Raw genomic sequence first — 24,573 nt, forward strand, 5'->3', positions numbered from 1 at the left:
GAATACGAATGTATCAAATTAAAACATATAATGCTATTGCTCCGGTCGGACTGAATACTTTTACCACTGACTACGCCCTTAATCAATCTGAACATCCTGACGCCTACCTAATTCGCTCGGTCAACCTTCATGATGAATTATTACCCGCGTCGCTCAAGGTAATTGTCCGCGCTGGCGCCGGAGTTAACAATATTCCGATTAAACAGGCAACTGCTAACGGCACCGCTGTTTTTAATACCCCGGGCAGTAATGCTAACGCCGTTAAGGAACTCATTATTGGACTACTCATCATGGCATCGCGTAACTTATTAGCTGCAACAACTTATTCGGCTCAGCATGCCGAAGCTGATATTTCCCAACGAACCGAACACGACAAAACTCAATTTAACGGCATCGAATTAACAGGTAAAACCCTAGCCGTTATTGGATTAGGCCACGTTGGGTCCTTAGTTGCCAATGCGGCACTGAATCTAGGCATGAATGTAATTGGCTACGACCCCTATCTATCAGCGGATGCCGCTTGGAATATTGCGAAGCAAGTTCAGCGCGCTGCAACGTTACCAGATGCGGTCAAAAATGCTGATTTTGTAACAGTTCACGTCCCTAAGAATGCTGACACACACCACCTCATTGATGAAAAGGCGTTAACTGCCATGCGTGCAGGCGTACAATTATTTAATTATTCACGACTTGGTATCGTCGACAATACGGCTGTTATTAGTGCTCTAACCACGAAGCAAGTTGCCCACTACTACACGGACTTTGGTGAAACACAGCTTGCCGAGCACCCAGCTGTAACCGTCACGCCCCACATCGGCGGATCGACCATCGAGGCTGAAATCAACGGCGCTACCCAAGCAGCCCACACAATCATGACCTACTTAGAAACTGGCAACGTTCACGCCGCCATCAATTTACCCGATTTAAACGTGCCGTTTAACGCCGCTTACCGCTTTACGATCATTCATCAAAATGTACCTAACATGGTAAGTCAAATTACAGCCAAATTAGCAACAGCAAATCTCAACATCGCCACTATGGCTAACGCCGCTAAGAACCAGACTGCTTATACCATTATCGATGTGGATGACCTTCAGCAGCTGTCGCAAACCGATCTAATTACTGAATTGAACAAAATTCCAGCAGTTATTCGCGTACGCCTGTTAAAACAAAGTGTGAATTTATGAAGTCTGAACACTTAACTCATTTAACGCCCCAACAACTCGACCAACTCATGTCGATCTGGTTATCAGGTAATCTAACGGCCCACCCCTTTGTGCACGCTGATTACTGGCGCAAACAAGCCCCGTTCGTTCGGGCGGCCTTACAAGAAGCTGAAATCATTATCGGACTGACTGATGATTCCGATGGTCGTATTCTTGGTTTCATTGGCTTACAAGCTGATTACATTGCAGGCCTTTTCATTCGCAAGGATGCCCAGCATCAGGGCATTGGCACGGCGTTGTTAACACTGGTTAAAAACAACCATCAATGCTTGCGGCTGAACGTTTACATTGCTAATCGCCAAGCCGTCGCATTTTATCGCCACAGTGGCTTCCGCGTTCTCAATCAGACCATTGACCAAGCCACTAATCAGCCGGAATATACTATGCAATGGCAACGTTAGTTTGGTTAATTAAGCTATCACAACTCCCTATAGTTGGTGATAGCTTTTTTCACTTAATAATTTTAATGATTAAAAAATAATGTTGTATTTAATATAATTTTAATGTATTCTCATTTGTATATCATAATCATTTGAAGTAGGGGGTACATATTATATGCAATGGAAATCATTTGCAACAATCGCAGCAGTAACCGCAACCACTGGGGTCTTATTAGTGGGTTGCGGGCAATCTTCATCTAGTACGAGTAACGCCGGCAACACTACGGCCAAGATGGCCAAGACTCAAGTTCTCAATTGGTCAGAAAACGGCCAGGACTTAACTACCTTGGACCCATCTCTGGCAACCGACGTGATTAGTGGTACCATGATCAGCAACTCCCAAGAAGGGTTATACCGTTTAGGGAAGAATAGTAAGGTCACACCTGGAATTGCCACCAAGACCACTGTTTCTAGTGATAAAAAAACTTACACATTTACGCTACGCAAAAATGCTAAGTGGAGTAACGGCGACCAAGTGACCGCTAAAGATTTCGTCTATGGTTGGCGGCGAACTGTCAATCCTAAAACTGCCTCGCAGTACGCCTACTTGTATTCCGGCATTAAAAATGCTGATAAGATTGTCAGTGGTAAGGCTAAGGCTAGTACGTTAGGTATCAAGGCCGATGGTAAGTATAAGTTAACCGTAACGCTTGATAAACCAATGCAATACTTTAAATTATTAATGGGCTTCGTCGTATTCTTCCCGCAAAACCAACATGCCGTTGAAAAATACGGGAAGGATTACGGGACTAGTTCTAGCAAAATGGTCTACGATGGTCCGTTCAAGATGACCGGTTGGAAGGGTACCAACTCAACTTGGGCGCTTAAGCGTAATACTAATTATTGGGATAAAAAACACGTTTACTTAACCAAAATTAACGATCAAGTTGTCAAATCAACTACAACTGCTTTCAATCTTTTCCAAAGCAACAAACTTGATATGGCAACCCTCTCTGGACAACAAGTTAAAAATGAAAAAAATAATTCTAAGTTAGTTATCCGTAAATCTTCCCGTTTGAATTATTTGGAATTCAACCAAAAGAAAGTTAAGTTACTTGCTAATAAAAAGATTCGTCAAGCAATGTCGTTGACGCTCAACCGTAAACAATTAGTCAATGATGTTCTAGGTGACGGTTCAGTTACACCTAAAGGTTTTGTCACAACTGGTCTAGCAACTGATCCCACTACTGGTAAAGATTTCGCAACTGAAAACACGGTCAAATCCTCGGTGACCCAAGATACTGCTAAAGCTAAAAAGCTTTGGCAACAAGGCTTGAAAGAAACCGGCAAAAAATCGGTTACTTTGACCTTGACGCATGACGATACTGACCAGATGAAGGCTCTTGCCGAATACGTTCAGGGGCAACTAGAAAAAGAGCTCCCCGGACTGAAAGTTCAAAGTGTCACGGTACCATACAAAACAAGAATTTCTCGAGAAATTGCTGGTAACTTCCAATTGGTCATCTCCGCATGGCAAGCTGATTTTGCCGATCCAATTTCCGATCTCGGTATCATGACGTCAACTAACGACTACAACTTTGGCAAGTGGACCAATAAGACTTATGATCAAGCAATTGATACGGCCAATAGCACGACTAGCACAACCAAACGTTGGCAAGCACTAGCCACTGCCGCTGAAACATTGGGAACTGACCAAGGTGTTGCACCACTTTCACAAAATGTCATTGCTCAGATGGTTAACCCCAAATTGAAAGGACTTGTTTACAATACAGCCGGCATCAACTATAACTTTAAGAGTGCCTATATGGCCAAATAAGTGCTATCGTATAAGCAACTTGCACATTATGTCGGTTAGCCAAATATATCATTAAATTAATTTAACAATGTAAAGGTATCGTAGCAATAGTTACGATACCTTTTTTGACTATTTTCCAAACTAGTTGCTGTTAATTACCTTAATTATTAGAATTCAATCTTTGATTTTAACCTTATTTTAATGTATCCTCGTGACCATTCAAGTTGGGGGGAAGTTTTAATATGAAATGGAAAGTAATATTGACAACTGCGACTACTGCGGCAACAACTGGGCTTTTACTAGCGGCCTGTAGTCAAAGTCAGACTAAAACAGATAATGCTGGCAACTTACACACGGGGATGGCACAAAAACAAGTCTTGAATTGGTCCGAAAATGGTTCCGAGTTAACAACTCTAGATACATCACTAGTCACCGATTCCATTAGTGCCAATATGATCAACAACACGATGGAAGGACTATACCGCATCGGTGCCAACAATAAGATTACACCGGGAATTGCAACACACACGGTCATTTCTAAGGATAAGAAAACCTATACCTTTACACTCCGAAAAAACGCCAAGTGGAGTAATGGCGATCCCGTAACTGCGCAAGACTTTGTCTACAGCTGGCGGCGAACCATCAATCCAAAAACCGCGTCCCAATATGCCTATCTTTATTCCGGTATCAAAAATGCTGACCAAATCACTAATGGCAAAGCCAAAGTGGCTAGTTTAGGTATCAAAGCCGATAGCAAATATAAGCTGACCGTGACGCTTGATAAACCACTAGCCTACTTCAAACTGCTAATGGGCTTCGCGATCTTCTTCCCACAAAACCAACACGCTGTTCAGAAATATGGCAAGGGCTACGGCACAACTGCCACCAAGATGGTCTATGACGGTCCCTTCACCATGCAGGGATGGAAAGGAACAAATACGACTTGGACTTTAAACCGCAATCCTAAATATTGGGACAAGCAACACGTTTACTTAGAAAAGATCAATGACCAAGTCGTTAAATCAACCACGACTGGCTTCAACTTGTTCCAAAGCAATAAACTCGATATGGCAACGTTAAGTGGTGAACAAGTTAAAAATGAGAAGAACAATCCTAAGTTAGTGCTCCGCAAAACATCCAGACTAAACTATTTGGAATTTAATCAGAAAAAGGTTCCCGCGCTAGCCAATGCTAAGTTACGGCAAGCCATGTCTTTGACTATTGACCGACACCAACTCGTCTCGAATGTATTAGCCGATGGTTCAGCAGTACCAAAGGGATTCGTTACTACTGGTCTCGCCACTGATCCAGCTACTAATGAGGACTTTGCAACTGAAAACACTGTTACTGAAGCAGTTGCTCAGAATAACGCTAAAGCCAAGCAATTATGGACTGAAGGACTAAAAGAAGTTGGCAAAAAATCGTTAACCTTAACACTGACACATGATAATATTGATCAAACTAAAGAAATTGCCGAATATGTTCAAGGGCAGCTAGAAAAGGAACTTCCTGGCTTAAAAATCACTGATGTGACCTTGCCATTTAAAAACCGACTAGCCCGTGAAACTTCCGGTGATTTTCAACTAGCCATCTCTGGCTGGCAAGCTGACTTTGCCGATCCTATTTCTGATCTCGGCATTCTCACCTCAACAAATGATTACAATTTCGGCAAGTGGAAAAACACCGACTATGATGCGGCCGTCAAACAGGCTGAACAAGCTACTAACCAAACGGTACGTTGGACTGCATTAGGTAAAGCCGAAAAAATAATCGGTACTGATGAAGGTGTTGCGCCATTAACTCAAGCAACAATTGCACAAATGGTCAATCCTAAGCTAAAAGGCCTGATTTACAATACTTCTGGTACTAACTACAATTTCAAAAATGCTTACATGGCTAAATAAGGTGTCATTATAACTCATAAACGCTCACTAGACGTTGCTAGCGAGCGTTTTTTATATGATTAGCATATAATTTTAGAATATCGAAAATTATGTTTAAATATTGACAAAATTATATAAAAAGTTTTTAATTAAGTTAAATGAAAGCAGTTTCAAATATGACTTAAATATGTAAAGGAAGCGTGACGGCATGAATATTGAGCTTTTCATTGCCCGTCGCAAAGCCCTCGGACTTTCCCAAAAAGCCCTTGCAGACGGCATTTGTACTCAGGCGACACTAAGCAAGTTTGAAAACAACGGCAAGGCTCCCGCGATACGAATTGTTGCTCAGCTTTGTCAGCGACTAAACTTACAATTAGAAGATGTCTTTCCTACTGAACGCGTGGCCGATGCGGCCGTTTTAAAAGTCTTGGAACAAGTTGAATTCGATCTGATTACGACAGAGTATCAAGATGCTGAAGTCCAACTTGAAAAAGTAGCAGATATGCCGCGGCACGACCGTGAAACAAAATTACAATATTGCTACTTAAAAGGTTACGTTGCGGCACTTAATTGCCATCCAATTAGTGATGTCATTTTTAATTTTGACCAAATCATTACCGATTTAGATGAAGCCCACATTACAATCTATACACAATTAGCCTATTGTGGCATCGGGATTGCCTATCAACAGAATAAAGATAACGATAAGGCCCAATATTACTTCGAAAAAGTTCGGCACGCCTTGCCAAACTTACCACTAGAAACGACTGCTAGTGTCTGGCGTGTAATCAATCTGGCTTATTACGCCGGCGCTTTTTATGCCAATATTGGTGACACGCCTCGCAGTCTTCAACTACTTAACTACGGGATCGAAATTTGTGCTCGCTTCCACGTAACTTACTATGCGGCCCGCATTAAATTCTTACAAGCCCAGCTAACCGAAGAGCCCACTGAAATTCACGAGTATTTAAATGATGCAGCTGCCCTTGCCAGAATGAACAATAACCGGCAATTACTTAAGAATATTTCAAGTTATTCAAATTCTCACTAATTTATGGTGAAATAATTGCATTTTGTTAATAAGTCGCCTAAACTGCAAGTATTCAAAGACGAGTTCTTACAACTATTGAGGAGGTCTTGCCCATGTTATTAGCAGGATTATTAGCTGCAGCCGGATTAGCTGCGGTTGCCGGCGTCGTTGTTGGCAACCGAGTGCCTGCTGCTCAACCAGTCAGAATCAAGCATGACCAACGAACATCTCAAAATCGTCGATAAGGTAGCGACACTTATCAATGACATAAATAAAGGCTACTGGAAACCAAACTCCAGTAGCCTTTTTGTTTAATTAAAACGTCGTTGACGAATAACAACTGTTAATCCTAGCAAGAACCAGCCTAAAATCATCAGCCAATTCATTGATTGTTCACTAGTCTGTGGCAATTGTTGTACCGCCTTTCGATTAGTTGCTTTAGCAACTGGTTTAGAAGTTGCTACTAATTGCGTTAGCCGTCCTAACGATTTCGTTGGTTGGGTCATGACGACTAGATTAGATTGCTCAGCTAACTTAGCCGTCTCAGGCTTCGTTGTACCAATCTGATCTAAATCCGTGTCCTTGTCAGTATGGCCCGGTAGCGCCGGTTCACTTGGCTTACTTGGCTCGCTTGGTTCGCTTGGTTCACTCGGTTCACTTAGTTCACTCGGTTCACTTGGCTTACTTGGTTCACTTGGTTCACTTGGTTCGCTTGGTTCGCTTGGTTCGCTCGGCTCACTCGGTTCGCTTGGCTTGCCTGGCTCGCTCGGCTTACTTGGTTCACTCGGTTCACTTGGTTCGCTCGGTTCACTTGGTTCGCTCGGTTCACTTGGTTCACTCGGCTCACTTGGTTCACTCGGTTTACCTGGTTCACTTGGTTCACTTGGTTCACTTGGTTCACTTGGTTCACTTGGTTCACTTGGTTCACTTGGTTCACTTGGTTCGGCCTCGTCGGCAAAAATTAATTGACCTTGATAAGCGCTCTGCTCATTCAACACGATCACTTGCGCCTGCGTATTGATCAAGTAACCATCCGGCGCTTGAATTTCGCTAACCGTATAAGTTCCTTGCGCTAGACCTGTAAGCTGTACTTGACCAGTCGCATCCGTTGTCAACTGAGTAACCAGCGTTTCAGCAGCATTTTTCACGGCAAAAACCGCACCGGCCAACCGATTGGCGCCACTCGAATCTGTCTTGACCACCGTCAATTTTCCGGTTTGGTACGTATTCGTTAACGTCACCGTCTCATCATTAGTTGTTTGACTACTGATATAGCCAGCCATGGCCGTTTCAGTCACCGTATAAGTGTACGCGTTGCCATCAACATCCGTCACATCCAAATCGCTAAAAGTGCCTGTGTAGCCACTTGCTGACGTCAATTGCAAGGTCTGATAAGCTTGACCATTGCGTTGCAACGTCACTTCGATGCTCGGTGTTTGCACACCAGCTGGCACGTCAGCCCAAACTTTGTTAACAGTCAGTGTCGTCTTAGCAATTCGTTGGTCAACCACACTACCTGTGACCACGTTAGCCGTTGCTTGCGCTGCCGATACCGTGAAGACGTGCTTGGTCGTGTCGATCTGGTAGCCACTCGGAGCCGCCGTCTCAACTAGCATGTAGGTCCCAGCCGACAAGTTACCAATGCGTAACTGTCCAGCTGAATCAGTCACCAAATCGGTCCGAAGTACTGTACCCGTGCCATCCTCTAACTGATAAGTGGCACCAGCAACTGACCGGCCGTCACCATCAGTTTTATTAACGACCAAACTGTAACTCTGAATGTCATCGCTAGCGGTTCCGGAACCACCAAATCTAACGGCTGCGTTCGATTGCTCACTCTTTAATTCGCCAGTTGAGCTGCCCTCATTAGGATCAGTGGCATCTCCGGTGACAAGTGCATACGTTACACCCGCATTATTGGTGTACGTGTGTCCTGCTGTCAGGCCAACTTCATAAAACATATTGACCGCTGTATCTAATTGATCAATATTAATTGTCATCTGCTGACCTACAACCGTCACGGTTACTTGTGGTGTTGATACCCCATCAGCGTAGGTAAACAGCTGAGTCGTAAAATCATAAGTCCCCAGTGCCGCGTCTTTAACAAAAGCGCCATCAGTATAATGACCAGTTTCCAACGTCATGGTACCTTCGTGCGTTTGATAAAGACCTAGCTGATCAATAATTGCAACTTGCCGCCACTTCGCACTGTTAATGTTCGCGACAACTTGCCAGATCATTTTGGTGGGATTACCATCGGCATCTAAACTATTACTGTCGGCCCAGCCGACCTTATTAATTCCAGTCGTACTACTTCCAGTGGTTGCGCTAGTCCCAGTGACATAAAACGTTAAGTCTCCTTGACGATTATAACTATCGCTAGTTGCAAAATAATCATTAAAAGTTAGTCTTCCAGATTGGCTACCTGTTTCGGCCGTAAAAGTTCCGACGACCGTTCCATCTGATTTTTGGACATCAATATGCTGAGTACCATTGGTAAAGACGACATTTTCAGGCAAAGTCACCGTTGCCGTACTGCCAGCGGTCACCTTAACGCCATCGGCTATCGACCAATGATACTTTGCGATATAGTTCGCATACAAACTCAATACATCCGTAGCGCTATACGTGACACCGTTATCATCAGTCACCGTTGCGTCGATGGCATCGAGCCCCTGAACCGCAACCGTTGCCTGTTGCACTAAACTGCGAAGACTTACCCGACTCAGCTTGGAAAGCTTCGCTACAAACGCAGTTGTTTGATCCATAGTAGTTGACGTTGCGGCCGAATCTTTTTGGCTGGTCACAACGCCACTGTACATATTGGTCGCTTGTTGCTGATTCTGCGTCGTTGCTTGCTCGTTGTTTGCCTCCACACTAGCCACTTGTTTGGCTACTTGGTTGTTAGCTGCTACCCGGGACGTTGCTGTCGTATCAGTACTGTCCGTTGTTGCTGGGGTAGCTGTCATAACCGAAGTCGTTTGACTAGTCGCCGTGGTGGTTGATGTTTGGGCTGATGACTCAGACGCTGTGACTGCTTTGCTAGTCGCCGTTTCCGTTACAGCATCAGTTGCCGACTCTTTCACACTACTGCTACTGCTACTGCTACTGCTACTGCTACTGCTACTGCTCGTAGTTTGTCGCAACACCACGTGATTAGCAAGGGTACTCGAACCAGAAGTTTGAGTTGTTTCAGTAGTAGTTACGGTAGACGTATCTGCCGCATTCGCCGTTTGGTTTGTTACAACCAACGTCAACATGGCGGCCGTCCCCATTATCCAAGTCTTGAAATCGATTAATCGCATTATATTCCCCCCTTCCTTATATAAGTTGAAACTTTTAAACCGATTACACACCTTAATTATAAACTTCATTTTTCAAATTTGAATACATTTTTGGGCAAACTTATCGCTCACTGATGACAGTTGCACACTAGTAATATTTATCTCAAAAAAGCTGTTTACGTCTATATTATTTTTATTTATGTACGCTTAATTAATTTACTGATATATCAGCATTCAAAAGACACATATCGTAATTAGTATTATAATATTTTATGTAAAAGCTATTTTCCGCTAACTTTAATGAAATCCTGATAGCCGTTAATTAATATATATCGAAATAATTATGATCAGTAAAAATGATGCCATTCGTTTCATTTATAATTTAAACCCATTAACTGCTTTAGTTGCTTTTCAACTAATCATCTCAGGAAGTGGGGCATTTTAGTATTACCGGCAGCGCATAGATTGTTTTTTGATTTATCATCCGATATATAACAGTACCTTAACTGATAAGTATTTTTTATACCCTTATTACTAATAGTTTACGTTAACTTACAGGCCCCTCAAACTGGATAATATTTACTTATCGCTTTAACACTTTAATCTTTATTTTCAACTAAGCAGTGCGACTCTTTTCTGGTGGTTAATCAAGCAACCGACTCGTAGTGATAATTAAAATGATGTGGCAGCCCCTTAACTGATAAAATTATATAATGACTTAAAACCTAATTTACCAGCAACACCATATCTGCACCGATTCGAACTAATTTTCTTATTAATAATCATTATAGTTTAAGCACATTAACTATTTCGCGAATTAATTTTGCGAATTATCCTGACACTATTCGTTATAACAATGGTATCATTAACATGACGTATAATAACCAACTTTAATCAATCAGTCGGAGCCTGCTTACCTGCGACTATTAATTGCGCAACCAACATTAATATTTTATGGAGGCTACATTTTTCATGAACATTAAAGACTTGTATTACTTCCAACGCTTAATCAGTACTCAGAGTTATACGCAAACGGCTGCTGATTTTCACGTTAGCCAACCCACAATCTCCCAAGCAATTAAACGACTAGAACGCCATTTTCAAGTGACATTGTTCTTTCGCCAAGCAAAGACCAAGGCCCTAGTGTTAACGCCTAGTGGGCAGCAATTATTGCTTGCAGCAAATGATATTATCAATAACTGGCAACACGTCAACGAATCAATCAGTCACTTGCGTCAACACACGCTGCGGTTTGGTATCGAACCCTCTGTCAGCGAGCACTATTTACCAGCATTAACCAAGCCGATCATCGAACAAGATCTTCTCAGCAGTGTCCACACTGTTGAAATGGGGGCTAACCAACTTGTCAAACAGGTTTTAGCCGGCCAACTTGACTTAGCCATCAGCGGCAACTTAGATCAGACATTGGATGAACGGCTAGCAGTAACACCATTACGGCCCTTTAAATTCCGTATTCTTGCTAATCCTGAGCATCCCTTAGCAAAGGCTGAACACCCGACTTTTGCAGAAGCGCTAAAATCGCCTTTTGTACTACTTAATGCAACTTACTTAAATAAACTGGTCTTCCGGCAACTTGCTGAACAACTTTCGATTGAACCCCAAGTTCTCTTCGAATCTGATAGTAGCACCTTGATCAAGGGATTAGTTAAGGAGAACCTGGCGCTAGGCTTCATTTCAGACATCACAACTCCCAACGATGGTGAAGAAGATGATCTCGTTGAGATTCCGTTCGACGACGTTCAGGTCCCTAGCGTGCACATCAACTTGATTCGTCGGGCCCACCAATTTCCAATTGGCCTGGTCAAACAGGTTATCGACATTATTGAAAAAACATTTGCGGCTGACAATGCCGAACAAAAATCTTAACCACTAACTTAATCACACATGCGCTCCAATAAAAATACCCAACTTATCTAGAATGATAGGTTGGGTATTTTTATCGGGGCGCATTTTTGGTTAAGTCATCACGATTAAATTCATACGGCCAACTCGCGCTCGTAATCACACAACCGCCATTAAAAATTACATTCACGACTCCAGCAGCGAAGCTAATTGTGACTTAAAACTGGTAAACTTTCGCTTCGTACGCTCGTAATACGTCTTGATGATCTTCATCGTAGTTACTGATCAACAGATGCGCATCAGCGGGTAATTCTGCAAAGTGTCGCGTCTGGGTTGCCGCAGTAAAGTTACAAATCACTAGTAGGTGCTGCGTCCCCATATGCCGCACATAGGCATAAACGGCCGCATCATCAGGTGATAATAGGTGATAAGTTCCCGTCGTTATGACTGGTAAATGGTGCCGGAGCTTAATCAGCCGCTGATAATAGCTCAGAACTGAACCGGGCGTTCGTTGCGCGAGTTGCGCGTTGATCCGCGGATAATTGGCATTAACCGCTAGCCACGGTGTTGCCGTTGAAAACCCAGCATTCTGACTATCATCCCACTGCATCGGTGTACGCGCATTATCCCGCGACATATGGGCGAGATAACCTAACATCTGTTCAGGATGAACGACCTGTTCGTCATCAACAAAGTGATGATACGCATTCAGTGATTCCAAGTCTTGATAGTCGGTTAACTTGGTAAAGTGGGCATTCGTCATGCCTAGCTCCTCACCTTCATAGATGTAGGGTGTCCCTTGAAGAAAGTGCAATAGGGTCGCTAGCATTTTGGCTGAACGTTCCCGATAAGCTGGCCGTTCATCCCCGAATCGTGACACAATTCGCGGTTGGTCATGATTATTCCAGTAGAGGCTGTTCCAAGCAACACCTTGCAAGCCAGTTTGCCACTTAGACAGACTCTGCTTTAACTTAACTAGACGAACAGGTTGATCATTCCATTTACCCAAGGCCGGATCTGGATTACTATCTAAACCCATGTGCTCGAATTCAAACACCATGTCTAGCTCCTGACCTTGTAGACTTGCTAACTGTCTTGCATCGGTAACCGTAGCCCCAGGTGTTTCGCCGACCGTCATCAGTTGATGGCCTGCAAACACTTGCTGATTCATTTCTTGTAAGTATTCATGGAGATGTGGACCATTGGCAATAATTCCACCGATTGCCGCGTATGGTTCCCCAGCTTCTGGTTGCCCGTCTGCAAAGCTATCAGGCTTGGAAATCAAGTTAATGACATCCAAGCGGAAACCGTCCACGCCCTTATTGACCCAGAAATTCATCATGTCATAGACTGCTTGCCGTAGTTGCGGATTATCCCAGTTCAAATCTGGCTGTTCGACCGCAAATGAATGTAAGTAATACTGATCACGGCTGGCAACATATTTCCAAGCAGAGCCACCGAAAAAACCACCCCAGTTGTTAGGTTCATGCCCATCAACAGGATCACGCCAAATATAATAGTCCGCGTACGGATTATCCTTACTTTGCGCACTCGTCGTAAACCACTTATTTTGATCAGATGAATGGTTGACAACAATGTCCATCATGATTTTTAACCCTTTCGCATGGGCCGTTGTTAATAATTGATCAAAATCAGCCATCGTCCCGAATTCTGGATTAATATCGTAATAATCACTAATATCATAGCCATTATCGACACCGGGTGAACGATAAATTGGGTTGAGCCAAATCACATCCGCGCCGAGCTGTTTAATATAATCTAACCGTTGTGTAATTCCTGGCAAGTCACCGATTCCATCACCATTTGAATCCTGAAATGACCGTGGATAAACTTGATAAACAACTGCCGACTGCCACCATTGATTAGCCATATATGATTATCCCCCTAAAAAAGTTTGCTTTAAAAAACTTGTCACGGTTGACCATTAAAGGTACCGCTTACAACACTAACCATTCTACCATTGTCGGTCATTTGAGCGTACCCACTAATCGCTATTTATTTGTTAGCCTAACATGTTTCTAGTCATATCTTAGTTGACGAATCAAGAACGCCATGCTATTATCGCTTATATTCAAATAACGAACGATAATCTTACTTTCAAGTAGCGAATTAACTGTGCGTCAGGAAGTCGGTGGGTGCTGCGAACCGATCAGGTTAATCTCGATGAAATACGGTAGGAGAGGTCCGGGTACGCCCGGCGGATAACAACTAGAGCCGTTAACTGCTAGTGAGTGGAGTCATATTGTGGCTCAAGCTGGGTGGTACCACGGTCTAATCAATCGTCCCTGTTGCATAATAATGCAACAGGGACGATTTTTTATATTCACCCACTATTATCGGCGTACAACCGCTGCTGAAGCAGTCCGTGTCGGGCTATTCACTGCTGGTTTAACGACCTCAAAGGAGTTAATGATTATGCCTAATTCAAAAAAATGGCGTTCAGTTCAGTTACCAGAAGCCCTACTCGTTTTACTCATTATGCTTGCAATTATGGGACTTGGCGTTATTAAGTTCGGCCTGTCACCACAGACCCCCGTTATTCTCGTTATCGCCCTCATCATTTTATGGGCTCGCATTCGCGGTGCCCACTGGGATGACATTCACGGTGGCATCATCGATGGCATTAAAACTGGGATTATTCCTATTTTTATTTTTCTACTTATCGGTGCACTCATCAGTGTTTGGATTGCAGCCGGCATCATTCCCTCAATGATGGTCTTCGGGTTTCACCTAATTTCCGCACAGTGGTTCGTGCCATCTGTTTTCCTCGTTTGTGCGATTATCGGGACTTCAATTGGGAGTGCCTTCACGATCATTTCAACCATCGGAATTGCCCTCTTCGGAATTGGCACTACAATGGGCATCAACCCAGCTTTGATTGCTGGCGCTATCATCTCAGGTGCCATTTTTGGGGATAAGACTTCCCCATTATCAGACTCAACTAATCTTGCCGCTGCTATCGCCGAAGCTGATCTATTCGACCACATTCGCAATCTAATGTGGTCCACAATTCCAGCCTTCGTCGTATCACTTGCACTGTATGCCGTTTTGGGAGCCGGAGCTGCAACGCAAAGCCATTTGGGTAAGATTCAAACGACGTTAACCGTCCTCAACAGTAACTTTGCCATCAGCTGGTGGGCAGCTTTACCACTCGTCGTCACGTTTGCCTGTGCCCTGCTCAAAATTCCGGCCATTGCAACCTTATTAATGAATATCGGACTGGCCATCGTCATGATTTTCATCGAACAACCCCACATCGCCTTAACTAAGATCGCCACGATGATTGAAACCGGATTTGTGGCTAAAACTGGCAACGCTGGCGTGGATGCCTTGCTCTCACGTGGTGGTATCAGTGCTATGATGAGCACGGTCTCCTTGATCCTATTAACTCTATCGTTAGGCGGATTACTGATGAAATTCAATCTCATTCAGACAGCGATGGTGCCGCTAACTAAGCGATTGAAAGGGGCCGGGGCAACTGTTACGGCTGCGATTTTAGCGGGAATCGGCGTCAATATCTTTGTCGGTGAACAATACCTTTCTGTTATCTTACCCGGTAAAGCATTCAAAGCGACCTTTAGTCAGCGGGGTTTAGCTAACTTAGCCCTCAGCCGGGTCCTGGAAGATGGTGGGACCGTCATCAACTACTTGATTCCGTGGGGCGTTGCCGGGGCTTTTGCCGCTAATACACTCGGAGTTTCAACCTTAGCTTACCTGCCATTTTGTTTCTTCAGCTTACTATCACCGGTATTCTCAATTATCAGTGGTTTCACTGGGTGGGGTCTGAAACATCGGCCAGCCAACGAAGCCGTTTAATTTAATCGGTGACCGAACCAATCCCGGAATATAATTGCTACTGCTTGTGATTCGCCCCCACTGCTCGCTACAATTAGATAAGAGCTTGTTTTAGATCAGTCTAACAGCTAATTAATTGATACTTGCATGCTTTATTTTCTAATAAAGCACAGCCTCCATACACTGTATCAACTAACGAGCTTAGACGCGCTAGGAGGGGGATTACAATGCTTGCATACGGCTATCAAAAATTTGGGGGACCTACCGTATTTGAAGAACTTGCACAATCACAACTGTTACCAGCAGCCAATCAGCTATTGATCAATACATTAGCTGTTAACTTAACAGAGGAAGACCGTTTAGAACGACTGGGAACCATCCAGAGCATCGCACTACCAAATATTCCGGGTCACGATGTCGTTGGGCGTATCGTTCAAGTTGGCACTGCTGTCACCGACTTTGACGTTGGAACCATCGTGGCGGCTCACACTAATCATACCTACGCGGAACAAGTTTGTCTGGATAGTGATCTTGCGGTGACCGTCCCAACTGACCTTGATCCGGTTACAGCTGTCAGCCTAGTTACACCAGGTATCATCGCCTACAAGGCAGTGCGTTACTTTGCAGATGTTCAAGCTGATCAGACCGTCATTGTCAAGGGCGCCGGTAGTCCAGTAGGTCTGTTGATTATTCAATTAGCCAAACGATTAGGTGCCCACGTTATCGCGATTGCTAGTGACCGTTATGCCAGTCTGATTGCGACGCTCGGTGTTGATCAATTCGTCGACTATCAACATCAAAATCCAGTCCACGTGTTAGCCGATCGCGGTGATGTCGTGATCAACGTCGCTATCGATGGCGTTGGCGGCAAAGATGACTTAGCAATGGCCAAATTTGATGCGACCATCGCTTCATTCGCCCGTCATTTGCCAGCCACCAGTAAATCAATTCGTTTCCAAGCTATCCAACCGACCGAAGTGATCTCTGATCAGGCCGCCCTACAATTACTATTAAAGTTGCTAGACACTGGCCAATTGACCACGACGCTCGATGAACAACTACCGTTTAACCTCACGGGCTTCATTCAAGGTCACCAACGACTAGATGAGCCCCACGTGGGTCAAGTGGTCGTCGCGCGCTAAAAAAACTGCTTTCAAAAGTTATCCTTTTGAAAGCAGTTTTTTTAGTCAGGTGGTCGCTTATTAAGATCATCGCAGAATTTTGAGCAACCCAATTCACACTAATCGTAACGATTGGGTATATTTCAAAGACCGCCTCAATTAGCCAAGCTCCGTGTACTATGCGAGTTGGTAGACCCAAGCCTCATAAGGCCGTAATTTATTTGGCTGCCGCTCGCCATAATTACTAATTAAGCATTTGGCCGTGGGCGTCAGATATTGATCCAGTGGTCGAGACAGGGTATCGGCTGTGAAATTGCAACAAACTAGCCAGGTCCGCCCTTCCCATTGCCGTGCATATAAGAATACCTGCGGATCATCAGCCCACAAGAGCTCAAACGAACCTAACGTCACTAAGGGGTATTGATGTCGTAATTGAATCAAGTGCTGGTAATAGTACCACACTGAATCCGGATCAGCCAAAGCTGCGGCAGCATTGATTTGATGATAGTTGGGATTGACCGTGAGCCATGGCGCCGCGTCACTAAAACCCGCGTTAACCTCCGTGTCCCATTGCATCGGCGTTCGCGAGTTGTCCCGAGAACGCGCCGCTAATCGGGCCATCATATCTGCCGGTGATAGTAGTTGGCGCTCAGTCACTAAATCACGATAGGCATTGAGCGATTCAATATCTCGGTAACTGGTTAATTCAGTAAAATGAGCGTCAGTCATCCCCAGTTCCTCACCTTGATAAATATACGGGGTTCCCTGCAAGAGGTGTAAACACGTTGCGAGCATTTTAGCCGAACGTACCCGATATGCTGGTCGGTCATCACCAAAACGTGAGACCGCTCGTGGCGTATCATGATTGTTCCAAAACAGGCTGTTCCAAGCCCGCCCTTCAAGTCCGACTTGCCAGTCACTAATGACTTTCTTTAGTGCCACTAACGGCGTCTTACGCGTACTCCACTTACCAAGACCATGCTGACTATTATCAAGTCGCAGATGTTGAAATTCAAAGACCATATCTAATTCGTGCCGATCAGCGCCCGCATACTTCAGCGCATCCGCTGGTGTCACTCCGTGGGTCTCACCAACCGTCATGATGTCAAACTGTGACAACACTTCTCGGTTCATTTCTTGCAAGAATTCATGAACTCGCGGTCCGTTCGTTACTCGAGCATCGCCAAACTGACTGTGCGGTTTCAGTGGGCCATCTGGTAACCCGGGTAACTTGGAGATTTGGTTAATGACGTCCATTCGAAAACCGTCAACCCCCTTGTTCAGCCACCAGGTCATCATCGTATAAACTGCCTCTCGTAAGGTCGGATTCTCCCAGTTTAAATCAGGTTGTTTTGTTGAAAACGTGTGTAAATAATACTGCTGGGTCTGCTCATCATATTGCCATGCTGAGCCACCAAAAGCCGCATCCCAATTATTGGGCGTCTTTTTGTCGTTACCTGAGCGCCAAAAGTAGAAATCACGATATTGATTGGTGCGGTCCTGGCGACTGTGTTGGAACCACGGATGCTCATCAGAGGTATGGTTAACAACCAAGTCCATGATGATCTTTAAGCCCCGGTCATGGGCGGCTTGCAGTAGTTCATCAAAATCAGCCATAGTACCAAAGTCGGCCGCAATTTGTTGATAATCACTAATATCATAACCATTATCATCGTTGGGTGAACGATAAATGGGATTGAGCCAAATGACGTCGATTCCTAATTGCTTTAAGTAGTCTAGGTGGGCCGTGATCCCCTTTAAGTCACCAATACCATCATGATTGGTATCTTGAAAGCTCCGCGGATAGATCTGATAGACAACGGCTTGTTGCCACCACTTGATTGTTGCTGCCATAATTACGATTAACTCCTTAGTTACGCGGTAATGCCCTTGATGAGCTTAACTGGTAACGTATATTTTGATTCCAGTGTACAATTCGCATCCTCAATCCGCTGTAATAGTAGAGAAACCAGTAACGTGCTAATATCCGCTAACGGTTGTTCTACTGTTGTTAATTCAGAATGATAATCACGTATGAGCGCCGTGCCATCATAACCAACAACGCGTAATTGATCAGGAACCGTTAATGACAGTTGTTGCGCGACGTTGAGCACTAGTAAAGCGGTCAAATCATCACTACAAAAAATACCATCATACTGATGTTGTGTCATAATCGTCTTAATTTCCATCATCTTCAGCGCGGGGGTCAATTCAAACGGTAATTCATGGACATGGGGTGTTAGCTGTTGGGCAGTCAAGTAGGCTTCATAGCCTTCACGGCGACCATTCGTTGGCGAACCAGCGTGGGACTTACCAGTAAAAATAGCCACGTTCGTCGCCCCCGCCTGATGCAATGTTTGGGTTGCTAGCCAGCCTCCCTGGTAATTATCCGAACTAACGATGGGAATATTGTCGGATAAGTACCGGTCAAATGAAATAATCGGCAGGCCGTATTGTTGATATTCTTCAATACCTAAATTGTGGGCACCAGCAATAATCCCATCGACCTGATTAGCCATCAACATTTGTAAGTAGTCGCGTTCTTTTTGCGGATCATCCGCACTATTACATAAAATCACCTTATAATTTTTAGCAAATAAGATTTTTTCAATCCGGGACACCAGTTCACCAAAGAACGGATTACTAATATCTGAAAAGATGACGCCAATTAAACGCGTATTCTTTCCTTGCAGTGAGCGTGCCATATTATTCGGCTGATAATGCAGTTCTCGCATCGCCGCGAAAACTTTTTCTTTAGTCTGACTACTCAGGTAGCCATGGTTATTAATAACCCGAGAAACGGTTGTCGCTGAGACCCCCGCTAGCTTCGCAACATCATTTAATTTTGGTTTCATTGTTATCGACTCCAGTATGCTCTGATTGGCGCCATTCCCAGACTTTACCGGTAACTGCCGTAGTGTCACCTTGAACGTTAAGGCGACTCGGGGTAGCGTTTAAGAAGAAACGGCCGGTCATCACGGAATAGCCATTATCAATATAGCATTCAAAGACTGACACATCTATGATTAGCCTTATTTTTATTGTCTGATGGGCCGTTAACTCAACTTGACGAGTCTGACCATAATCTTCGGCAAACGAATTCCCCGTCTGCCGCCGATCAATCATGACCTGACCATGGCTGGCATCAATAGTCACCTGCAGCTGGCCACTTTCCTGCTGATCAGCGATGTTAACCGTGACCGTCTTATCAGCGGGAACCGTCAGCAAGAGTTCAAAGCTGCCATTCAAAGCGGCCACCGTCGCCCGTTGTTGCTCAAAAATTAGGTCATGCGCCGTCGTCCGCAAATCATCCACCGCTGCCACTGGATTTTGATAGAGGTGCCCATTTTTAAGCGTTAGTTCCTTAACTAAGCTCAAACAATGGGCCCAATTTTCACGATCAGTTGGATAGGCAATTTCAGGTAACCCAATCCAGCTAACGGCTAACGCGCGGCCATCCGGCGCATTGATGGCCTGCGTGGCGTACACGTCAAAACCATCATCTAATTGCGTCAGGGCGTGGGGTTCAGTGAATTGTGCCTGGGCTAGGTCCAATTGATCGGCAACTAAGTACATGTTCGGATAAATATTCTGATACGGGGTCGTTGCTTGTGATAACCCTTGGGGACAGAACAATAAGACGGGCTGTTGATCGATCCAGACCAGATTTGGACACTCAATCATATAACCCCGCGCATTTGCGGGAACGTTCAACTCGCCTTGACACGTCCAGGTGGTCAGATTCTTTGAGAAATAAACCAAGATAGCACCGATCTCAGTAGTCGTCTGCGCACCGATCAGCGCGTAGTAGCCGTGGTTAGTACGGATCACGTCCGGATCACGAAACGAACTCGTGTACCCAGCCGGAGCATGCGCAATTAGTGGCCGGGACAGCTTTTTAATGTGATTATCCGTGTCCATCCAGGCACCTAATTGATACGATTCACGTTGCCAGTCGGCAGTACGGACATTACCCGTATACATAATAAATAACTGATCATCAATTGGTAGTGCCGTACCCGTGTACGCGCCGTGTGAGTCGTACGGCGTATCTGGTCGAATCGCTAAGCCCTCATCATGCCAATCCACCAAGTTCTTAGAGGTTACGTGTTGCCATGACTTCAGTCCGTGTACCGGACCGAACGGAAAGACTTGGTAGAACAGGTGCCACTGACCATCAAAGTATGAAAAGCCATTGGGGTCATTTAACAAACCTGATGCGGGCTGAATATGATGTTGCATCCGCCACTTAGACTGGCGTGCCTGGGCAACGAGCTGTGGTAGCTTAGTTGCTGGCCACTGTTCATAAGGGGTATAACGGGTTTTACGATTCCATATCATGACGATGAGCTCCTTTTTAACGTTCGACTTAATTGTCACTATTATAAAACCGCTTACACCGATATGTCAATCGTTTGACATTTTTATATTATATTTTCATGTCAGCGTTTCAAATTCGGCTTTTTAACAAGATTATCAAGCAATCCATTTTTGTATCAAACGCTTGACATATTTTCCAAACTTGTTATTATTGGGTCTATAAAGCGCTTGCATTATTAAACTAAAAATAATTTTAGACTCAGGGAGTGAATTATTATGAATCATCAAGAAGTTGCTGACCGCGTACTTAATGCAATTGGTAAAAACAACATTCAAGCCGCCGCCCACTGTGCGACACGCCTCCGTTTGGTCATCAAGGATGAATCCAAGATTGATCAACAAGCCTTAGATGACGACGCGGACGTTAAGGGGACCTTCGAAACTAACGGCCAATACCAAATCATTATTGGCCCTGGCGATGTCGATAACGTCTATGACGCCTTAATCGCCAAAACAGGTCTTAAAGAAGCGACCCCCGATGACATCAAGGCAGTTGCCGCTGCGGGTAAAAAGAAAAATCCATTAATGGACTTCCTCAAAGTCTTATCTGATATTTTTATTCCAATCGTCCCTGCACTAGTTGCTGGGGGTCTATTAATGGCACTAAACAACGTTTTGACTGCCGAGCATCTTTTTATGGCCAAGTCAGTTGTTGAAGTTTACCCTGGCCTCAAAGGTATCGCCGAAATGATTAACGCGATGGCTAGTGCCCCGTTTACTTTCTTGCCAATCCTCTTAGGATTTTCAGCAACGAAGCGCTTCGGCGGCAACCCCTATCTGGGTGCTACGATGGGCATGATCATGGTCTTACCATCACTTGTTAACGGTAACGTGGTCGCTGCGACCACAGCGGCTGGCAAGATGACTTATTGGAACATCTTTGGTCTCAACGTTGCCCAAGCCGGCTATCAAGGCCAAGTGCTCCCAGTCTTAGGCGTCGCCTTCATTCTAGCTACCCTTGAAAAATTCTTCCATAAACACATTAAAGGGGCATTTGACTTCACGTTTACCCCGATGTTCGCCATTGTGATTACTGGTTTTCTAACTTTTACAATCGTTGGTCCCGTCTTACGAACGGTGAGCGATGCATTAACTAACGGTTTAGTAGGCTTATATAACAGCACCGGCTGGATTGGTATGGGAATCTTTGGTTTATTATATTCTGCAATTGTTATTACTGGTCTCCATCAAACTTTCCCAGCAATCGAAACCCAGTTGTTGGCCAATGTTGCCAAAACTGGTGGTTCCTTTATCTTCCCAGTCGCCTCAATGGCCAACATTGGACAAGGTGCCGCTACTTTAGCCATTTTCTTTGCTACTAAGAGCCAAAAGCAAAAAGCCCTGACTTCTTCTGCCGGGGTCTCAGCGTTACTCGGAATTACGGAACCTGCTATTTTCGGGGTCAACCTCAAGATGAAATTCCCATTTGTCTTTGCAGCGATTGCCTCAGGAATTGCTTCAGCTTTCTTAGGGCTATTCCACGTTCTGTCCGTGGCGATGGGTCCCGCATCAGTTATCGGGTTCATTTCGATTGCTGCCAAGTCGATTCCAGCGTTCGCACTCGGTGGTGTCATCTCGTTTGTCGTCGCATTTATTCCAACCTTTATCTATGCCAAACGAACACTCGGTGACGATCGTGATCAAGTGAAATCACCAACACCAACGAATACCGTCATCAATGTTAATGATGAGATTATCAGTGCACCCGTAACGGGGACTAGCGAAAGTCTCAAACAAGTTAACGACCAAGTCTTCTCGGCCGAAATCATGGGTAAAGGCGCCGCAATCGTGCCAAGCGCTGATCAGGTCGTCGCACCAGCTGACGGTATCATCACCGTCACTTATGATAGCCACCATGCTTATGGCATCAAAACAACTGCCGGTGCCGAAATTCTGATTCACTTAGGATTAGATACGGTCAATTTAAATGGCGAACACTTCACTACTAACGTTCAGAAGGGCGATACCGTTCATCAAGGTGATCTACTCGGAACGTTTGACGTCGCTGCCTTAAAAGCCGCTAACTATGATCCAACCGTCATGCTAGTCGTCACAAATACGGCCAATTACGCTAATGTTGAACGACTCAAAGTCACGAATGTCCAAGCCGGTGAACAGCTCGTTGCGCTGACTGAACCGGCAGCTAGCTCAGTTGCTGCTACAATTGTCTAAACCGATAAAACAAGTATCAACACACGCATAGGCAGCATTATTTACGTCAAAGTTAATGTAATCGTTAACAAAGTTTTTAATTAAGCGTATACTATTTAATAAATAAGACTACATTTTTAATTATTAGGAGGCACACTATGCTTTTAGGTGCAATTGAAGCTGGTGGCACAAAATTTGTTTGTGCCACGGGCACTGAGAACGGACAAGTTAGCGACCGGATTTCGATCCCCACGACAACTCCCGCTGAAACCATGGCGGCAGTTGACGACTATTTTACGACTCATCCCGTTGACGCGATTGGAATCGGATCATTTGGTCCCATCGGTGTTAACCCTGATGATCCTAAATATGGTTACATTACCACTACTCCCAAACCTGGTTGGGGCGACTTTGACTTTCTAGGTCATCTTAAAAGTCGCTTTGATATTCCATTCTACTGGACAACCGACGTTAACGAGGCTGCTTATGGCGAATCAATGATTGGTATCGCCAAAGACGTTCCTAACAGCATTTATATGACAATTGGGACTGGTGTCGGTGCTGGTGTTATTAGCCACAATCAGATTTTTAATGGTCGAACTCATACTGAACTGGGCCACATGCGACTCAATCGGTTACCTGGGGATAATTTCAAATCTAGCTGTCCCTACCATGATATCTGCTTAGAAGGCTTAGCTGCCGGACCAGCAGTTGGTAAACGGACCGGTAAGGCCGGCAAAGATATTCCCATTAACGATCCGGTCTGGCCAATCATTGCCGACTACATCGCGCAAGCATGTGTCAATCTAACCGTCGCCTTCGCACCGGATAAAATCATTCTTAATGGTGGCGTCATGAATCAACGACAGCTCTTCCCGATAATTCGCGAAAAATTTGCGGCCTATCTCAACGGCTACGAAGAAGTCCCACCACTGAATGATTACATCGTTCCCGCTGGATTAGGTAACAATTCTGGAATTGCCGGTGGTCTGTTGCTAGCTCAGGCTGCTTTAAAGAACGCTTAATACCTTGCAAAAAAAGTCCGTCGATACGTGTTTAAACGTATCAGCGGACTTTTAGTTTACAGTCAATTTGTCATTCGGTTAATGAATATATACAGTTAAAACAGTGATAAAGCCAAAAATCACCCCGGGAACATTTGAAATAATAACGGGCCAATCCTTATAGGTCTTGAACCAGCCATAGCCCGTCCATAATATCCCGTTAATCATTGCCACAAGTGGTTGTAGCGGCGATACTGGATCACCTGAGAAATTCGAAATAATTTGCGGAATATACGACACGTACATCGCAATACACGTAAATGTCGCCAACTTACTAATCAGTTTCAGATATTTAACTCGCTTGGGATCAATAGCATCCTTACCACTAGGGTATGCACCATTATCAACTTTGTACTTAATAAATAATCACCCTCCTAAAGACAAATTATACGACACTAACTAAATAATTCAAGGATAGTCATATGTCGCCTGCTATCAATTCGCTATAACTGAGCTCATAGCGAATTGTCTTTGTATTGTGGTCAACCGTTTCCTATTCACACGCACAAACCAAAAGACCCGTATCAACTGCTACGGGTCCATTTAGAAGTTAGGTTGG

At 44.5% G+C, this 24,573-nt stretch carries 17 protein-coding genes; 11 read left to right on the forward strand and 6 right to left on the reverse strand.

The annotated features are described in order from the left end of the window. Positions 1-8 precede the first annotated feature (8 nt). The 6 genes from RXV91_RS12215 to RXV91_RS12240 all read left to right on the forward strand — a co-directional run bounded on the left by RXV91_RS12215 (position 9) and on the right by RXV91_RS12240 (position 6,580). Positions 9-1,187, forward strand: a complete 1,179-nt coding sequence (locus tag RXV91_RS12215; protein WP_316440075.1) for a phosphoglycerate dehydrogenase — start codon at positions 9-11, stop codon at positions 1,185-1,187. After that, entirely contained in the window at positions 1,184-1,627 is a 444-nt protein-coding gene (locus RXV91_RS12220; protein WP_316440076.1) for a GNAT family N-acetyltransferase, read from the forward strand. Before RXV91_RS12215 ends, RXV91_RS12220 begins: the two co-directional genes overlap by 4 nt. A gap of 154 nt (positions 1,628-1,781) precedes the next feature. After that, positions 1,782-3,443 (forward strand): peptide ABC transporter substrate-binding protein, encoded by a 1,662-nt coding sequence (locus RXV91_RS12225; RefSeq protein WP_316440077.1) that lies wholly within the window; start codon positions 1,782-1,784, stop codon positions 3,441-3,443. Between the two features lie 221 nt (positions 3,444-3,664). Then, complete coding sequence (locus RXV91_RS12230) at positions 3,665-5,326, forward strand: peptide ABC transporter substrate-binding protein (RefSeq protein WP_316440078.1); 1,662 nt, start codon at positions 3,665-3,667, stop codon at positions 5,324-5,326. Between the two features lie 187 nt (positions 5,327-5,513). Beyond that, positions 5,514-6,356: a helix-turn-helix transcriptional regulator gene (locus tag RXV91_RS12235; RefSeq protein WP_316440079.1), complete on the forward strand. Its 843-nt coding sequence runs from the start codon at positions 5,514-5,516 to the stop codon at positions 6,354-6,356. Positions 6,357-6,448: 92 nt separating this feature from the next. Further along, positions 6,449-6,580 (forward strand): hypothetical protein, encoded by a 132-nt coding sequence (locus RXV91_RS12240; protein ID WP_021730483.1) that lies wholly within the window; start codon positions 6,449-6,451, stop codon positions 6,578-6,580. A gap of 66 nt (positions 6,581-6,646) precedes the next feature. Here the strand turns inward: RXV91_RS12240 and RXV91_RS12245 are convergent, their stop codons facing one another. Next, positions 6,647-9,640, reverse strand: a complete 2,994-nt coding sequence (locus RXV91_RS12245; RefSeq protein WP_316440080.1) for a SpaA isopeptide-forming pilin-related protein — start codon at positions 9,638-9,640, stop codon at positions 6,647-6,649. 951 nt (positions 9,641-10,591) lie between these two features. Between RXV91_RS12245 and RXV91_RS12250 the strand changes: the two genes are divergently transcribed. Then, positions 10,592-11,506, forward strand: coding sequence for a LysR family transcriptional regulator (locus tag RXV91_RS12250; RefSeq protein WP_316440081.1), 915 nt, complete (start codon positions 10,592-10,594; stop codon positions 11,504-11,506). A gap of 193 nt (positions 11,507-11,699) precedes the next feature. Here the strand turns inward: RXV91_RS12250 and RXV91_RS12255 are convergent, their stop codons facing one another. After that, complete coding sequence (locus RXV91_RS12255) at positions 11,700-13,373, reverse strand: alpha-glucosidase (RefSeq protein ID WP_316440082.1); 1,674 nt, start codon at positions 13,371-13,373, stop codon at positions 11,700-11,702. 545 nt (positions 13,374-13,918) lie between these two features. On the opposite strand from RXV91_RS12255, the gene nhaC reads away from it, so the two are divergent. Both nhaC and RXV91_RS12265 read left to right on the forward strand, forming a co-directional pair. Next, positions 13,919-15,319 carry a Na+/H+ antiporter NhaC gene (nhaC, locus tag RXV91_RS12260; protein ID WP_316440083.1) on the forward strand — a complete coding sequence of 467 codons (1,401 nt, stop codon included), beginning with the start codon at positions 13,919-13,921 and terminating at the stop codon, positions 15,317-15,319. 206 nt (positions 15,320-15,525) lie between these two features. Beyond that, positions 15,526-16,440, forward strand: a complete 915-nt coding sequence (locus tag RXV91_RS12265; protein WP_316440084.1) for an NADP-dependent oxidoreductase — start codon at positions 15,526-15,528, stop codon at positions 16,438-16,440. A 156-nt stretch (positions 16,441-16,596) separates the two neighbouring features. Here the strand turns inward: RXV91_RS12265 and RXV91_RS12270 are convergent, their stop codons facing one another. From RXV91_RS12270 to RXV91_RS12280, 3 genes are read right to left on the reverse strand one after another with little or no spacing between them, the layout of a single operon-like run. Continuing rightward, a complete protein-coding gene (locus RXV91_RS12270) occupies positions 16,597-18,273 on the reverse strand; it encodes an alpha-glucosidase (RefSeq protein ID WP_316440085.1) in 1,677 nt (558 codons plus the stop codon). Positions 18,274-18,293: 20 nt separating this feature from the next. Further along, entirely contained in the window at positions 18,294-19,274 is a 981-nt protein-coding gene (locus RXV91_RS12275) for a LacI family DNA-binding transcriptional regulator (protein ID WP_316440086.1), read from the reverse strand. Further along, positions 19,255-20,760, reverse strand: coding sequence for a sucrose-6-phosphate hydrolase (locus tag RXV91_RS12280; RefSeq protein ID WP_316440087.1), 1,506 nt, complete (start codon positions 20,758-20,760; stop codon positions 19,255-19,257). The genes RXV91_RS12275 and RXV91_RS12280 overlap by 20 nt, the downstream gene beginning before the upstream one ends. Before the next feature lie 255 nt (positions 20,761-21,015). Here RXV91_RS12280 and RXV91_RS12285 point away from each other — a divergent pair, with 255 nt between their 5' ends. Beyond that, entirely contained in the window at positions 21,016-22,971 is a 1,956-nt protein-coding gene (locus RXV91_RS12285; protein WP_316440088.1) for a sucrose-specific PTS transporter subunit IIBC, read from the forward strand. 137 nt (positions 22,972-23,108) lie between these two features. Next, on the forward strand, positions 23,109-23,975 hold the full coding sequence (locus RXV91_RS12290; protein ID WP_316440089.1) for a fructokinase: 867 nt from the start codon (positions 23,109-23,111) through the stop codon (positions 23,973-23,975). Between the two features lie 78 nt (positions 23,976-24,053). Here the strand turns inward: RXV91_RS12290 and RXV91_RS12295 are convergent, their stop codons facing one another. Continuing rightward, positions 24,054-24,326: a SemiSWEET family transporter gene (locus RXV91_RS12295; protein WP_003641779.1), complete on the reverse strand. Its 273-nt coding sequence runs from the start codon at positions 24,324-24,326 to the stop codon at positions 24,054-24,056. Between the last annotated feature and the right edge of the window lie 247 nt (positions 24,327-24,573).

Source organism: Lactiplantibacillus sp. DA1, from assembly GCF_032681335.1.
Classification (GTDB): domain Bacteria; phylum Bacillota; class Bacilli; order Lactobacillales; family Lactobacillaceae; genus Lactiplantibacillus.

Excerpts from the sequence above, each read along its gene's own strand:
- RXV91_RS12215 (WP_316440075.1), top strand. The coding sequence starts at position 9 with ATGTATCAAATTAAAACATATAATGCTATTGCTCCGGTCGGACTGAAT.
- RXV91_RS12255 (WP_316440082.1), bottom strand. The coding sequence starts at position 13,373 with ATGGCTAATCAATGGTGGCAGTCGGCAGTTGTTTATCAAGTTTATCCA.
- RXV91_RS12265 (WP_316440084.1), top strand. The coding sequence starts at position 15,526 with ATGCTTGCATACGGCTATCAAAAATTTGGGGGACCTACCGTATTTGAA.
- RXV91_RS12275 (WP_316440086.1), bottom strand. The coding sequence starts at position 19,274 with ATGAAACCAAAATTAAATGATGTTGCGAAGCTAGCGGGGGTCTCAGCG.
- RXV91_RS12235 (WP_316440079.1), top strand. The coding sequence starts at position 5,514 with ATGAATATTGAGCTTTTCATTGCCCGTCGCAAAGCCCTCGGACTTTCC.
- RXV91_RS12220 (WP_316440076.1), top strand. The coding sequence starts at position 1,184 with ATGAAGTCTGAACACTTAACTCATTTAACGCCCCAACAACTCGACCAA.
- RXV91_RS12225 (WP_316440077.1), top strand. The coding sequence starts at position 1,782 with ATGCAATGGAAATCATTTGCAACAATCGCAGCAGTAACCGCAACCACT.
- RXV91_RS12290 (WP_316440089.1), top strand. The coding sequence starts at position 23,109 with ATGCTTTTAGGTGCAATTGAAGCTGGTGGCACAAAATTTGTTTGTGCC.
- nhaC (WP_316440083.1), top strand. The coding sequence starts at position 13,919 with ATGCCTAATTCAAAAAAATGGCGTTCAGTTCAGTTACCAGAAGCCCTA.
- RXV91_RS12245 (WP_316440080.1), bottom strand. The coding sequence starts at position 9,640 with ATGCGATTAATCGATTTCAAGACTTGGATAATGGGGACGGCCGCCATG.
- RXV91_RS12250 (WP_316440081.1), top strand. The coding sequence starts at position 10,592 with ATGAACATTAAAGACTTGTATTACTTCCAACGCTTAATCAGTACTCAG.
- RXV91_RS12230 (WP_316440078.1), top strand. The coding sequence starts at position 3,665 with ATGAAATGGAAAGTAATATTGACAACTGCGACTACTGCGGCAACAACT.
- RXV91_RS12285 (WP_316440088.1), top strand. The coding sequence starts at position 21,016 with ATGAATCATCAAGAAGTTGCTGACCGCGTACTTAATGCAATTGGTAAA.
- RXV91_RS12280 (WP_316440087.1), bottom strand. The coding sequence starts at position 20,760 with ATGATATGGAATCGTAAAACCCGTTATACCCCTTATGAACAGTGGCCA.
- RXV91_RS12240 (WP_021730483.1), top strand. The coding sequence starts at position 6,449 with ATGTTATTAGCAGGATTATTAGCTGCAGCCGGATTAGCTGCGGTTGCC.
- RXV91_RS12270 (WP_316440085.1), bottom strand. The coding sequence starts at position 18,273 with ATGGCAGCAACAATCAAGTGGTGGCAACAAGCCGTTGTCTATCAGATC.